Source organism: Rothia sp. 27098_8_27, assembly GCF_041432805.1.
GTDB lineage: Bacteria > Actinomycetota > Actinomycetes > Actinomycetales > Micrococcaceae > Rothia > Rothia mucilaginosa.
Genome location: NZ_JAPWAJ010000003.1, coordinates 80461 through 94775 on the forward strand (window position 1 = coordinate 80461; position 14315 = coordinate 94775).

At 61.5% G+C, this 14315-nt stretch carries 10 protein-coding genes and 4 tRNA genes; 4 read left to right on the forward strand and 10 right to left on the reverse strand.

Annotated elements, in window-relative coordinates:
• The first annotated feature begins 139 nt into the window (after window positions 1-139).
• Complete coding sequence (locus O3675_RS05080; RefSeq protein WP_049327530.1) at window positions 140-1567, forward strand: MFS transporter; 1428 nt, start codon at window positions 140-142, stop codon at window positions 1565-1567.
• A 131-nt stretch (window positions 1568-1698) separates the two neighbouring features.
• A complete protein-coding gene (locus O3675_RS05085) occupies window positions 1699-2670 on the forward strand; it encodes a histidine kinase (RefSeq protein ID WP_371571350.1) in 972 nt (323 codons plus the stop codon).
• A gap of 117 nt (window positions 2671-2787) precedes the next feature.
• Here the strand turns inward: O3675_RS05085 and O3675_RS05090 are convergent, their stop codons facing one another.
• The 3 genes from O3675_RS05090 to O3675_RS05100 all read right to left on the reverse strand — a co-directional run bounded on the left by O3675_RS05090 (window position 2788) and on the right by O3675_RS05100 (window position 5054).
• Entirely contained in the window at window positions 2788-3894 is a 1107-nt protein-coding gene (locus O3675_RS05090; protein ID WP_371571352.1) for a UDP-N-acetylmuramate dehydrogenase, read from the reverse strand.
• Window positions 3895-4140: 246 nt separating this feature from the next.
• A complete protein-coding gene (locus tag O3675_RS05095; RefSeq protein ID WP_371571354.1) occupies window positions 4141-4602 on the reverse strand; it encodes a MaoC family dehydratase in 462 nt (153 codons plus the stop codon).
• Entirely contained in the window at window positions 4602-5054 is a 453-nt protein-coding gene (locus tag O3675_RS05100; protein WP_005504824.1) for a MaoC family dehydratase N-terminal domain-containing protein, read from the reverse strand. The genes O3675_RS05095 and O3675_RS05100 overlap by 1 nt, the downstream gene beginning before the upstream one ends.
• 236 nt (window positions 5055-5290) lie before the next feature.
• Between O3675_RS05100 and O3675_RS05105 the strand changes: the two genes are divergently transcribed.
• Entirely contained in the window at window positions 5291-6292 is a 1002-nt protein-coding gene (locus tag O3675_RS05105) for an LLM class flavin-dependent oxidoreductase (RefSeq protein WP_070615238.1), read from the forward strand.
• A 170-nt stretch (window positions 6293-6462) separates the two neighbouring features.
• Here the strand turns inward: O3675_RS05105 and O3675_RS05110 are convergent.
• The 5 genes from O3675_RS05110 to O3675_RS05130 form a co-directional block, all read right to left on the reverse strand.
• Window positions 6463-6534 (reverse strand) — tRNA-Thr (locus O3675_RS05110).
• 1 nt (window position 6535) lies between these two features.
• Window positions 6536-6609 (reverse strand) — tRNA-Met (locus tag O3675_RS05115).
• Window positions 6610-6647: 38 nt separating this feature from the next.
• Window positions 6648-6719, reverse strand: a tRNA-Thr gene (locus O3675_RS05120).
• A gap of 322 nt (window positions 6720-7041) precedes the next feature.
• Window positions 7042-9261 carry a DEAD/DEAH box helicase gene (locus O3675_RS05125; RefSeq protein WP_371571357.1) on the reverse strand — a complete coding sequence of 740 codons (2220 nt, stop codon included), beginning with the start codon at window positions 9259-9261 and terminating at the stop codon, window positions 7042-7044.
• Between the two features lie 635 nt (window positions 9262-9896).
• The gene (locus O3675_RS05130) at window positions 9897-11756 is read right to left on the reverse strand and encodes a DUF2079 domain-containing protein (protein WP_371571359.1); all 1860 of its coding nucleotides are present in this window, start codon (window positions 11754-11756) and stop codon (window positions 9897-9899) included.
• Between the two features lie 220 nt (window positions 11757-11976).
• On the opposite strand from O3675_RS05130, the gene O3675_RS05135 reads away from it, so the two are divergent.
• On the forward strand, window positions 11977-13254 hold the full coding sequence (locus tag O3675_RS05135; RefSeq protein ID WP_371571361.1) for a DNA-3-methyladenine glycosylase: 1278 nt from the start codon (window positions 11977-11979) through the stop codon (window positions 13252-13254).
• A 90-nt stretch (window positions 13255-13344) separates the two neighbouring features.
• Here the strand turns inward: O3675_RS05135 and O3675_RS05140 are convergent, their stop codons facing one another.
• Together O3675_RS05140 and O3675_RS05145 are read right to left on the reverse strand one after the other, a co-directional pair.
• The gene (locus O3675_RS05140) at window positions 13345-13722 is read right to left on the reverse strand and encodes a co-chaperone YbbN (protein ID WP_005504813.1); all 378 of its coding nucleotides are present in this window, start codon (window positions 13720-13722) and stop codon (window positions 13345-13347) included.
• Window positions 13723-14088: 366 nt separating this feature from the next.
• Window positions 14089-14170, reverse strand: a tRNA-Tyr gene (locus O3675_RS05145).
• Window positions 14171-14315: the final 145 nt, after the last annotated feature.

The window sequence follows — 14315 nt, forward strand, 5'->3', positions numbered from 1 at the left end:
TTTCTTCATGTTGAGATTTTTCCGTCATCTTCAAAATTTTTTCGTTTCAATAGTGTTCAAGTCGAAAGTACCTTTATACACTGTAAGGGAACAATTCGCCCGGCACTACGCCTAAACACTAAGGAAGCGACCCACTACCGTGTCCTCCCCTCGTCCCGTATCAACGGACTCATCCCGCACCAATGCTGTTGCACCCGCTGGTACCTCTGCACCCGCTGCTGAACGCAACGCCGCACCGACCCTCAACGAACGCCTCGAAAACCTGCCCTTCACCCGCGCCCACGGCAAGCTCCTGGGTATCTCGGGTCTCGGCTGGGCACTCGACGCCATGGACGTAGGTCTCATCTCCTTCGTCATGGCGGCCCTCATCAAGGAATGGCATCTGAGCCCCACCGAAGCCTCCTGGCTCGGTTCCATCGGATTCGTCGGCATGGCGCTCGGCGCAACCTTCGGCGGCCTACTCGCCGATAAGCTCGGCCGCCGCTACATCTTCGCACTCACCCTGCTGATTTACGGTCTGGCGACCGGCGCCTCCGCCCTGGCAACCTCCCTGGGTGTGCTGCTCGTCTTCCGTTTCCTGGTCGGTCTGGGTCTGGGCGCGGAACTTCCGGTGGCGTCCACCCTGATTTCTGAGTTCTCGCCTCGCGCTATCCGCGGCCGCGTCGTGGTCGCGCTGGAGGCTTTCTGGGCTCTGGGCTGGATCCTCGCCGCTCTCATCGGTACCTTCATCGTTCCGCAGGCAAACGGCTGGCGTTGGGCGCTTGCCATCGGGCTGATTCCCGCCCTCTACTCGCTCGTAATCCGTATGGGAACCCCCGAGTCGGTGCGCTTCCTCGAGTCGGTCGGCAAGCACGATCAGGCACGCCAGGTGGTCGAACGTTTCGAGGCCTCCCCCGCGCTCTTCTCCCGAGCCGGTAAGAAGCAGACCGAAGACGCTTCCGTACACGGTGCCGCAGAAAGTGCCGACAACGCAGAATCCGCGAAAATCCACTCCATCTGGGCTGCCGGTCAGCGCCGCAAGACCATCGCCCTGTGCATCATCTGGTTCTGCATCAACCTCTCCTACTACGGCGCGTTCATCTGGATTCCGGCGCTGCTGAACGCCCAGGGCTTCAGCCTCGTGAAGTCCTTCGCATTCACCCTCATCATGACCCTCGCCCAGCTGCCCGGCTACGCGGTCGCCGCCTATCTCATCGAAAAGTGGGGCCGACGCGCAACCCTGGCGACCTTCCTGCTCGGCTCCGCACTGGCGGCTGCTGGCTACGGCATGGCGCACTCCGAGGTATTCATTATCCTCGCCGGTTGCATGCTCTCCTTCTTCAACCTCGGCGCGTGGGGCGCCCTCTACGCCCTGAGCCCGGAGATCTTCCCGACCCACCTGCGCGGAACCGGCACCGGTGCCGCCGCCGGCATTGGTCGTATCGCCTCCATCGCGGCGCCGCTCATTGTGCCGCCGCTGGTCGCATTCGGTGGAACCCCGCTGCTCTTTACGCTCTTCTCCACCGCGTTCCTGGTAGCGGCAACCACCGTGTTCCTGCTGCCTGAACGCCGCGGCGAGTCCCTCTAACGAACCGCCCAGCTACATGATGGGCTGTCCCTTCTGAACACTCTTTCTGAGCCGTCAGAGGGGGCAGCTCATTTGTCATTTAAGCCCCCTATCCATGCGCCACAACCTCAAACTATGAGAGGATACGTTCTATGCTCGATTCCTTCCTCTCCAGCCCCTACCGCACAGAGTTCAGCCCCTGGCCCGTGAGCGAACACTACGCCACCGAACGTGCCGGCGGCGTGCCCGAAGCCATGCTACTACCGGGCGAACTCACCGTGCACCGTGGCGACGGGGCAAAAATGAGCTACTACCTGGACTGGCCCGAGGAATTCAACGAATACACCCGCGCAATCACCCTGCGCCCGCGCACCAAAAACGGCTACCCGCAGGACTTTACGCTCAGCGTCGCCGTACGAGACGGCCAGGCTGTCTTCACCGCAACCGCCCTCAGCTTCTGGGAGCAGCGCGACGGCCGCCCCTACGACCGCGAGCCCATCGCCCGCGGCTACGTGGACGTCGCAGCCTACGAATCCTGTGAGGACTACGCAGGCAATTCCGCCGCGCCCGCCCTCATCGGCTGGGATATCGCAGACCTCTACCCTGCACGTATGGCGCTCATCCGCGCCCTCTGCGAAGGAATCGCCAGCAGCATCACAATGGGCACCCAAATCCTCGCGGACGGGCAGGTACAGGTCGACCACAAGGACGGGGATCTGCTCGCCCTACACGTAAACGCGATCAGCACCGTAGGCGGCATGGTCCGCGCCCTCATCATTGAGCAGGACCGTGTGCCCAGCGGCGTATCTACCGGCACCACTACCGGCGCCTCCGAGCGTGCCGACCTGCAGACGCGCGCCTACTACGCCAACGTGCTTTCCCCCGTTCCCAGCGAGTTCGGCAACCTTGTCTGGTCCCACAGCGAGGACGCGGAATACTACCCGTACCGGCCCACGCGCCATAAGCCGATTTTCCACGCCCCCAGCCCGCCGCAGAAGCTTCCCCTGGCGGTTCAGGTGTTGATGGAGCACCTGCCCGCCGCTCCCCTTGCGGCAACGCGCACAGCGCCCAAGCGCAGGCCCTACCTGCCGGGCCAGGTGCGTATCTCCTCACCTCGCCACTAGCTCAGCGAATCAATACAACGCTTCGGGCGGCCTCTTTATCAGAGACCGCCCGAAGCGTTTATTCTGAAGCGTTTATTCTATGCGTCCTCGCGCTACGAGAGGCGAGAAGTTAAGCGTTTAGATTTCGCCGTTAACCACGACAGGCTCAGGAACCAGGGTCACACCAAAACGTTCACGCACGCCGTCGCGCACAGCGCGGGCGATAGCGAAAATATCCTCAGCGGATGCGCCGCCGCGGTTCGTAATCGCCAGGGTGTGCTTGGTCGACAGGCTCGCACGGCCCTGGGCAATCTCGCGAGACTCACCCTCCAGGCCAAAGCCCTTCTCGAAACCGGCGTGCTGAATCAGCCAGGCGGCCGAGAGCTTCACGTGATCCGGATCCTCAACACCCGCGGTGAACGGGGAAGTCTTCACGACCACCGGGAAGTTCGGGGCGCCCTCGGGCAGGGAATCCAGGGCCGAGCGCGGAACGATTGGGTTGGTGAAGAAGGAACCGGTGGAGAAGGTGTCACGATCCTCGGGGTTGAGCACCATGCCCTTGGAGCCACGTAGCTCCAGCACCTTTTCGCGTACCAGTGCGGATTCGGCGCGCTGACCGGGCTCAACGCCCAGGCTCTTCGCCAGCTCGGCGTAACGAATCGGGGAGGACAGGCTACCGAGGGTGAACTGGAAATCAACGGTCAGCACCACGTAGCGGGGCGAGCCGTTGACGGTTGCGCGCTTGAGCACCGAGTCGCGGTAGCCGAAGCGCAAGTCTGCGCTCGCGAAGGTCTTCCGAGTGTTCTTTTCGCGGTCCCAGGTGCGTACGGAGGCGATGAACTCGCCCACCTCAACGCCGTATGCGCCGACGTTCTGCACGGGGGTTGCACCCACGGTGCCGGGAATACCGGAGAGAGCCGCGGGGCCAACCCATTCGTTCTCGATGCTGAGCTTCACGAAGTCGTCCCAGATGGTGCCCGCCTGCACGCGCACGTTCGCGCCGCCGCATGCGGGGATGGGCAGAACCTCTACGCCTTCGGAGGCGATGTGCACGACGGTTCCGTTGAAGCCTTCGTCGGAAACCAGCAGGTTGGAGCCGCCGCCCACGATGAGGACGGGTTCGCCTGCGGCGTCTGCAGCGGAGACTGCTTCGATAATTTCTGCTTCGGAGGTGGCGCGGACGTAGGTCTTAGCGGGACCGCCTACCTGGGCGGTGGTCAGTTCGCTCAACAGCTTTTCAGTCATAGGTTAAGAATACCGGTCGTTGTGCGGGGTCAACACCCGCCACGCGTTAAAGTCACGAAAACCTTATGGTGATTTTTCCTTCATTTTCCGGCGCGCCTCCCGCAGAAAGAAGCGCCACCACCTGCGCCGGCGAGCGCGCAGCCGAGCACACAGCCGAGCATGCAAAAGCCCCGGCACCACCGCATCGGGTAGCGCCGGGGATTTCACATAGTTGCTTTCACACGGCTATCTGCAAGCACAGAAACTCTATACCGAGAGACGAACCACAGCCTGACTCTTCATCAGAACCTTCTGCTCCTTGCCTTCCTCGTCACGAGCGGTGACGGTCAGGTCAATGCGGGCGGTGCGCTCATCCGCATTCAGGGCACCCACCTTACCGCTGATGGTCAGGGCGTTCGTGGGGGTGTCGGGGTTTTCGCCGCCGGGCGCATCCGCCACGGGAACGGGCTTGGTGAATCGAGTCTGGTAGTCCACGATTGCGCCGGGGTCGCCCGCCCAGTCGCTCACGAGCTGCACGGCGGTACCCATGGTCAGCATGCCGTGAGCAATCACGCCGGACAGGCCCACCGACTGAGCAAAACGCTCGTTCCAGTGAATCGGGTTGAAGTCACCGGATGCGCCAGCGTAACGCACCAGCGAAGCGCGGGAGAGCTCCACGGTACGCGAACCGATTTCCTGGCCCTTTTCAAGATCTACAAAACGCACCATTAGTTTTCCTCCTCAGCACGAACCAGCAGGGAAGAAATGCAGGTGGTGACCGGCTCGCCCTGCGCGTCAACGATTTCTTCGCGGGTAGTCAGCATTGCGCCGGCACCCATAACGCGCACGGAGTCCACGTGAACTTCGGTGCGCAGCTCATCACCGGCAACGATGGGGCGGTGGTGGGTGAAGCGCTGGTCGGCGTGCACCACGCGGGAGAAATCAATACCGGCGGAATCGTCGTTGATGAGTGCCGCGTCAGCTGCCTGCGCCAGGATAATGGCGAAGGTCGGCGGGGCAATCACATCTGCGTACCCTGCCGCGCGGGCTGCCTCAACGTCGTGGTGGAGGGGGTTTTCTGCGTGAACTGCTCGGGCAAATTCGCGGATCTTTTCACGACCGACAACGTAGGTGTTCTCGGACGGGTAGACCCTGCCCACAATCTCAGGGTTAATGCTCATGATTTCAGTCTACCGTTCTTGTGCACAGTGTTCAGCTCAAACGCACAGAGTGGACAGACCACTGTACAGGTAACCGGCGTGCAGGTAACCGGCATGCAGGCAACCACTATGCAGGCGTGCAGTATTTCGTCGCATTTTTTACCTGCTAGCGAAGGCGCCCGGCGCACCCCTACCCATCCAGCCCAAGCAGGCGTAGGCTGGACGGGTACCCGCAATCTATTTCAGAAGGAAAAGTTATGTCTTCCAACGTAAAAATTTCGGTGCTTGACCTGATGCCGCACCGCCCCGACCAGAGCCAGCACCAGACCATGCTCAACACCATCGATGCCGCCCGCGCGGCTGAGTCCTACGGCTACGAGCGTTTCTGGGTCGCCGAGCACCACAATGCCGGCTCCCTGCTGTCCTCAGCAACCGTCGTGGTCATGGCGGAAATCGCTGCCGCAACCGAGCGTATTCGCGTGGGCTCGGGCGGCATTATGCTCCCCAACCACGCACCCTACGTGGTGGCGGAGCAGTTCGGTACCCTCAACGCGTTCCACCCTGGTCGTATTGACCTGGGTGTGGGCCGTGCGCCCGGCACCGACCCGATGACCGCCGCCGCTCTGCGCCGCGACGATTCTGCCGCCATGAGCTTCCCCGCCGAGGTGCAGCAGCTGCAGCGCTACCTGGGCGAGCCCTCCCCCATGCACCGCGTGCACGCCATTCCCGGCCAGGGCTCGAAGGTGCCCCTGTACATTCTGGGTTCTTCCCTGTTCGGTGCGCAGCTTGCCGCACAGCTGGGTCTGCCCTACGCGTTCGCTTCGCATTTTGCGCCCGCAATGCTGCAGGAGGCGGTAGACACCTACCGCGCAAACTTTAAGCCCTCGGAGCACCTGGAGCAGCCCTACGTCATGGTGGGTGCCACCGCAATGCTCGCCGATACCGACGAGCGGGCACGCTACCTGTACACGAGCCAGCAGCAGCATTTCCTGGGCGTGGTGCGCGGCAATCTGTCTTTCGCACCTCCCGTGGAGGATATGGACGCCGTCTGGACCGACGCGGAGAAAATGCACATTGAACGCATGACCGCCGAGGCAATTGTGGGCTCCCCCGCTACCGCGCAGGCTCGCATTGAGGACCTGGTGGCGCGCACGGGCGCTGACGAGCTTATCGTCATGACCGAGGCGTGGGAGCACGAGGACCGCCTGCGCTCCTACGAGCTGCTGTCCCAGCTGCCGGTAGTGAGCCGCGCCTCCTAACGCTTTGATCAGAGCATAAAGATGAAGCCCCCGAGTTTTTCTCGGGGGCTTCGCTATGCCTGGCATCGAGCCGTGCGCTGAGCGCATGCAGACCGGGTTTCAGGCAAAGAAAATAGGCAGACAAAATTGGCAAACAAAAAAGCCTGCCTCCGAAGAGACAGGCTTATCTGAGCCCCGACCGGGAATCGATCCCGGGACCTCCATCTTACCAAGATGGCGCTCTACCACTGAGCTATCGGGGCGTAGCGGTGGACGGGCTCGATCCGTCGACCTCACGATTATGAGTCGTGCGCTCTAACCAGCTGAGCTACACCGCCACATCATTAATACGTGCTCTCGCATGAATTAATGAGAGAGCCCCGACCGGGAATCGATCCCGGGACCTCCATCTTACCAAGATGGCGCTCTACCACTGAGCTATCGGGGCAACAGGTAAAACTATACAGGTCTTCAAGAATGCTCGCAAGCGGAGAAGCTATGGCATACACCACATTTGATGTTTTCCTGTTCTCCGCGCTGCCGCATGAGAGCCCAGCTTTGACCCGGAGCTCCAGCAATGGCCAGGCGCCCCAGTAATTGGCCAGGCGCCACCACAACAGCTGACGCAAACACATCAACACACAAATACATAAAGACCGGCAGGAGAGCTTATCGCTCCCCTGCCGGTCTTTGAATCATATGCGGATGACAAGGCTAGCCGATAGCCTCAGCAAGCCTCTCATACCGCAAATTCAGGCTTAGCCGAAATCCTAGTAGCGCTTGCCGCGGCCGCCGAAGTCACGGCCGCCGTCACGGTTACCGCGGTAGCCGCCATCGCGGCGGTTATCACGGCCGCCGAAGTCGCGACCGCCAAAGTCACGGCCACCATCGCGGTTACCGCGGTAGCCACCCTCGCGGCGGTTATCATGGCCGCCAAAGTCGCGACCACCGAAGTCACGGTCATTGCGCTTGCCACCGAAATCGCGGCCGCCACGCTTAAAGTCGCGGTCGCCGCAGAAGTCACGGCCACCCTCACGGTTACCGCGGTAGCCACCCTCGCGGCGGTTATCGCGACCGCCAAAGTCGCGACCACCCTCACGGTTGCCACGGTAGCCACCCTCACGACGGCCACCACCGAAGCCGCGGCCACCGCCGCCACCCTTGGGACCGTTGTCCTTGCGGATGTTGATGAACTCGCCAGCGATCTTGGTGTCGCGCAGGCGGTCGAAGAAGTCGCGGGGCAGGTCCTCGGGCAGGCCAACAATGGTGAAGTGCTGGCGAATATCGATGGAGCCAATCTGGGAGCCCTTAATGCCACCCTCGTTAGCCAGTGCACCCACAATAGCGCCTGCGGTCACGCGGGAGGAACGGCCAACATTCAGCTTGTAGTTGACCATGCCCTCGTCGTTGTGCGCGCGCTTTGCCTTACGGCCGCCGCGATCCGAATCCTCGTCAGAGAAGGGGCGGGACTTGTGGGCGATATCTTCGCTCTCATCGAGGAAGAAGGGGCGACCCTGCTGGGCAATAACAGCCAGTGCAGCTGCAATGTCCTCAGCGGTGGTGTCGTGCTCGTTCTCGTAGTCCTCGATAATCTCGCGGAAGAAGCTCAGGTCCTCAGACTCGATGGTCTCGGTAATCTGCTGTGCGAAGCGCTGCTTACGGGTCTCGTTCACTGCCTCTGCGGTGGGCATGTGCATCGGCTCGACCTTCTGGCGGGTTGCCTTCTCGATCTGACGCAGCATGTACTTCTCACGCGGGGTGACGAAGAGGATTGCGGCACCTTCACGACCTGCGCGGCCGGTACGGCCGATGCGGTGCACGTAGGACTCGGTGTCGTGGGGGATGTCGTAGTTGACGACCAGGGAGATGCGCTCAACATCCAGGCCGCGTGCAGCCACGTCGGTTGCCACGAGGATGTCGATGCGGCCGTCACGCAAGGCGTCAACGGTACGCTCACGCAGCTGCTGGGGGATGTCACCGTTAATCGCTGCTGCCGCGAAACCGCGTGCCTTCAGCTTGTCGGCAACTTCCTCAGTTTCCTTCTTGGTACGCACGAAGACGATGATGCCGTCGTAGTTTTCGACCTCGAGCACGCGGGTCATTGCATCCAGCTTGTGGGAGTGCATGACCTGCATGTAGCGCTGGGAGATATTTGCGCTGGTGGTGGTCTTAGCCTTGACGCGAACTTCGGTGGGGTCGTTCAGGTACTGCTGAGCGATCTTGCGGATCGAGTTGGGCATGGTTGCGGAGAAGAGCGCAACCTGCTTGCTGTCGGGGGTGCCTTCGAGGATCTTTTCCACGTCTTCGGCGAAGCCCATGCGCAGCATTTCGTCTGCCTCGTCCAGTACCAGGTACTGAAGGTTGGACAGATCCAGGGAGCCCTTCTCCAGGTGGTCAATCACGCGGCCGGGAGTACCGACGACGACCTGCGCACCGCGGCGCAGACCAGCCAGCTGCGGGCCGTAGGGGGAGCCACCGTAGATGGGCAGGACGGTGAAGTCCTCCATGTGGGTTGCGTAGGAGGAGAAGGCTTCTGCAACCTGCAGAGCCAGCTCGCGGGTGGGTGCCAGGACCAGGACCTGGGTGTCGCGGGAGATGCCGTTGATGTCGGCGAGTTCAGCCATGCGGGACAGTGCCGGCAGCGCGAATGCTGCGGTCTTACCGGTACCGGTCTGTGCCAGACCGACCACGTCATGGCCTTCAAGCAGCAGGGGGATAGTCTGCTCCTGAATGGGGGACGGCTTCTCGTAACCGACCTCTTCCAGGGCTGCCAGGACGCGGGGGTCCAGGCCCAGGTCGGTGAAACGTACGCCTTCTTCTTCAGCCTTTTCGGCGGTTTCTTCGGCGGGTGCTTCTGCAGTAGCTTCTGCGGTGGTTTCTTCTGCTTCTACAGCAGGGCTCTCAACGGTGTTCTCGGTGATGTTCTCAGTGGTCACAACGGTCTCTGCCTCGGCGTTCAGTTCGGCCGGGGTAGCAGTATTCTCAGTCAATTTTTCCTCTATACGGTAGGGGTGGATAGCGCACGCTTTTCGGCGCTTACCGGGTGTCCCCTTCACGGCCCAGCCACACATCATCCCCTGGGGAGTAGAACGTCCAGGGGTCCTCCGTTACCGGCGTATTCTGCGGATGCTGCGGGTAGCGGCTTTTGCTGGGGGTGGTCTTGAATTTCTCGGCACATTATCCGCACGCCTGTTCGTACTCTGCGCTTGGCGCACAGTAGTCCCTGTGGATCAGGGGTGTACAGGGTGGGTAATGCTCACATGCAATGTCACGTATTCCTGGTGGTTCGCCTTCCCGCTGACACGGCGGTGGTGTGTCTGTTACAGCAGACGCAGCATAGAGGCTGGACCAGAGATCGTTAAGAGAAGCCCGCGTGTACGGTGTAAACCGTAAGTTTATGGGGCGTATCAATCGGTGATGGTGAGTACGGCGCACCTACAATTCCAGCACCACCTTGGGTGCCGGGTGCGCACAAGACCTTCATCGGGGGTTCCCGTGTTCTATCCAGTGTACAGCAGGGTCCCACTTGAGCTATAAAAAGGTGCTTAAAACCTCATCTCTTAAATGCGAGCGCCCACCCCAACGTTTGCGGGGTGGGCGCTCATTGAGCCGCTGAACCGAGGGGCTAGTCTACGCGGCGCACAATATCAATCGTGCCAACGGTCGCGTACTTAGCGTAGGAATGGCCGTAGCGGTCGGCCGCGTACTGTGCGGCGTTGGTCGGCGGGTTGCCGCTCCAGGAGTTGCTCATGCGATCGATGACCACGTAGTCGGGTGCGGGCTCACCGGTGTGACCGATCCAGTAGACGGTGCGGCCGGGAATCAGCTGAGTCAGAATCGACAGGTCAGATGCGACCGACACCCCTTCGGGTACCTTCTGCACGGCGTCCTGCTTCATCTGGTCAGTCGTAGTCAGCGCGGAGGCGGTGAACTGCGTATTGGCCAGGGATGCGAGGGGCTGCTGGGAGCCTGCCACAAAGATCGGGGATACCGCAAGGAAGAGCGCCACGGCGGGCAGAGCCCATACCGGCATGCGGCGTGCCAGGGCGCTAAGGCGGCCGGGCTCAGCCGCCGCATCGGCCTCCTGCACGGAGGCGCTATCGGCTACTCGCGCAACCGAGCGTACCGGAATTGCGGCGGGAACCACGCCGTAGCGTATCCGCATGACGGCGTCGAGCAGGGCGAGGAAGACAACGGGCATGAGCACGAGCGAGTAGTGCCAGGTGCTTGCCCAGTAGGATTCCATGGTGGAGAGCAGACGCCAGGCGAGGGTCGGCAGGGCAATTGCCGCGAGCGGAGAAATGACCCAGAGGATTGCGCCGGTAATGAGCAACAGGCCGAGGGTTGCCAGCTTGGTGTTATTGCTGAGCATCTGAAGCGCTGAGCCGAAGGGGTCGCTCAAGGCTGCGGAGAAGTTCACCTTGTCGGCGTAATCGAAGTTACCGCCGCTATTGAAGTAGGGCAGGATTACGTAGACGGCGACAACCGACCAGAACACACCCCACATCATGACCATGGTGGATTCTGCGACGGCGGGAGTGCGTGCCCACGAGGAGTAGAGCTGCTGCATGCGGGTGCGCATGGGAGCGGGGGTACCAGCGGAGAGGCGCGGCATCAGAATGTCAACGGCGATGCTCAGCCAGCCGGTGCGAATAAAGATAATGAGGCCGATGGCTGCGACAGTAATACCCATATCTTCTTTGACGAAGGCGATGGGCAGGGACCACCAGCAGGCGTAGGCGAGGTAGCGGGCACGTTCGGTGCCACTCACTCGCGAGGCGAGCACCAGGTAACCGAGGCTCATGGCGAGTAGCGGCACGGCGAAGGCTACTTCATGAAATTGGGCGGCGATAGCCTGCTGAACGCCGAAGCTGAGGGCGAATCCGGCACCGAGCAGCAGACCGGTGAGGGTCGGGATGACGCTCTGAAGTTTTGCGGATTGAGCGTTCTGCGTCGGTTCGCCCTTCTTCGCATCCTCAGTTTTCTGGGCATCCTCAGTTTTCTGGGCGAGTGCGAAGGCACGCTGAGTGAAGCGCACAATGGCGAAGCTTGCGAAGGCGACCAGGGCGTTCTGCACGACCAGTAGCGTGGTCGGCGAGGGGAACAGCGCGTAGATGGGTCCCAGAAGCACCAGAATCGGGTGGAAGTGGTCACCCCAGAGGTTAAAGTCGGGCCCCTTAATCGGCACAATGGGCACGGAGAAGTGCGAGTACGCCTGCGCCATCTGGGTGAAAATCGCCAGGTCCCAGGAGGGGGTCACCCAGTGCTTCATCTGCTGAAGCGAGTAGTAGGTGTACAGCGCCATGACGGCGGCGGCAAGCAGCAGACCGGGTAGAAGTTCAAGGGGGCGGATGCTCTTGACGCGCTCGGTGAAGGACTGACGCGGCTTTTTCTGGGTACGCTGGCGGCGCGCGCCTGTAGCGGTGCCGCTCGTCGTTTCAGGTGCGTTAGTCGTCGAGGGTGCGTCATGTGCTTCCGGTGCCATAGGCGTCCTTCTCTCGGGGTGTATGTCCGGGCGTGGGCGCCCTTGTGAACGGGCGGAACGCATAGCCTGTGTTGTGCCGGTGGCGGAGTTTGCGTTCGTTATCGCTCTACCTTTTAGGGTATCGCATTAGCGGTGTGCCTGCCCTGCCGAGTATTTCTGGTGCTTTGGTTGGGGGGCGTAGATTGGTGGGGCGTCGTCAATGAGGGAATAGACTGGTGGGGTGAGTACGATTCCTTCCTCAACCCCCGGCGGTACGACCCCTGGTGGTACGACCTCCGGTAGCCTCCCGGCAGCGGGTGTGCAGCGCACCCGGCATCCTTTGGCGGCAGCTGGTGTACCCTATGCGCCGGCGCTTGCGGATGTTCTTCAGGAGCCTACCGTTCTTCACCAGCCGCGCGTTCAGATTCGTACTCTCTCCCCCGCCGCTTCGCCCCTTCCCGGCGCCCTGGCTCCCGAGGCGTGCGAGGTTGTGATTGAGCCGCATGTTCCGGTGCAGTTGGCGCAGACTTTGGGGTCGTTGCGCCGCGGTGCTCAGGATCTTTCGTATCGTGCGCTGAGCCGCGCGGATGGTGCCGAGCGAATCTGGGTGACGGCTCGCACGCCGTTTCACGAGTTCCCGGCCGTGCTGTACGCCGAACGTTTGGCGCAGCCAGCCGAGCTTCCCGAGTCTCTCCCCTCCCTGCATCGTCTGCTGATGCGCCCGGTGCGTATTCGCATCTGGGTTTCTTATAGTGCCGCAGATCAGCAGATGCAGGCGCGAGCCGATCTTCAGGCGCTGGCGCAGGAAATGACGTATTGGCTGGGTTTGCACGACCCCGCAGAGCAGTTTGGCGCTCTGCCTTCTTTTGAGTCTCTTCCGCCGCGTGTTCAGCAGGCGTGGCGGCAGAATCCGGGGCTCCGCCTCAGCGCCTCGGGGCAGCTGGACCGGCAGATGCTCAACGCCATTGTGGAGCAGCGCATCACCCAGACCGAAGCGTTCAGAACCCTGGGCTGGGTTCTGCGAAAGTACGGCTCCCCCGCCCCTTCGACCGGGTTGGGGCATCAGCCCGAAGGCATGCGCGTCTACCCGGCCGCCCGGACCCTGGCGACAATTCCTACCTGGGATTGGCATCGGGCGGGCGTTGATAAAAGCCGCTACGATGCCGTGTACGCTTACGCACGTTCCGCCGAGTCTCTGAAAAACATTGCGGCAGAAGGCGACGTCGCGCTACTGGCACGGAGCCTGCACACTGTGCGCGGCGTGGGCCCGTGGAGTATTTCCGAGGCTCTGCAGCGTGTATGCGGGCACCCGGATGCCATCAGCGTGGGTGATTACCATCTGGCGCACGCGGTCGGTGAGTTATTCACCGGTCAGCGCACCGATGATGCGGGAATGCTCGCCCTGCTGGCGCCCTACAGCCCGCATCGGCAGCGTCTGGTGCGGCTCATGCACGCTTCGGGCTTTTCGAAGCAACGCTTCGGGGCGCGCATGAGCATTGACGATCACCGCGGCCGCTAACGCTACCTCACGAGGTTAAAAGGGGACGGGGCGCCCCTGCCGGTTGTACCGGCGGGTGCGCCCCGTTCAAGCTCTTTTGTGGTGGTGAGCTTACTTCTTCTCTGCAGAGCCCTCTGCTGCTGCGATTTCTGCACGGACCTTGTCCATGTCGAGCTCGCGGATCGAACCGATCACGGTCTCCAGCTGGTCTTCGCGCAGTGCGCCAGCCTGCTGGTAAACCAGGATACCGCCACGGAAGCCCATGATGGTGGGGATGGAGGTGATGCCAGCTGCCTGAGCGAGCTGGCCCTGGTCCTCGGTGTCAACCTTGCCGAAAACGATGTCGCTGTGCTTCTCCGAAGCCGCCTCGTAGACGGGGGAGAACTGCTTGCAGGGACCGCACCAATCTGCCCAGAAGTCCAGGAAGACGATGTCATTGCTCTCGACGGTAGCAGTCAGGTTCTGCTGAGTAATTTCAATAGTAGCCATGAGATAAAGCTACACCCTCAAGACCCCAATCGCTAATTGTTCGCCCTGGGATTCAAACATTGTGAAAGATATGACAAATTGCCGTCATAGTTGGCTCTTTACACGGTAGTTTCAGCCGGTTCACGGGTGTGTCGCGAACATCCTGACGAACGCCCCTGCATCTGCTGCTGGAGGCGCCCGACTCGGCAACCGAAGCCCCCCCGAGTGAGCTCTCCCTCCCCTCCCGCAAGAAAGCCCCTCGCGGACATCGGGAAAATACGGGCGCAACCACGGAAGGTGGCTGTAGTGGAAGACCGCTGCGGGAGCCACCTTGAAACTGGTTTTAGATACACAAAAGCCCGGTTACTTTCGTAACCGGGCTATTTGTGGCAGGTGAGGGATTCGAACCCCCGTAGGCAGTGCCAGCTGATTTACAGTCAGCCCCCTTTGGCCGCTCGGGTAACCTGCCGCCTAGCTAGGTGCTAGTTGCTCGCTCAAGCGAACAGAGACTACTCTACAGCAGTTTTAGGGACTTGTACACTTCACATAGGGTTTTGTGACGAAGGTTATATATCTGGTTATATTTATCGTCTTTTCGTCACATCAGAGCGTCG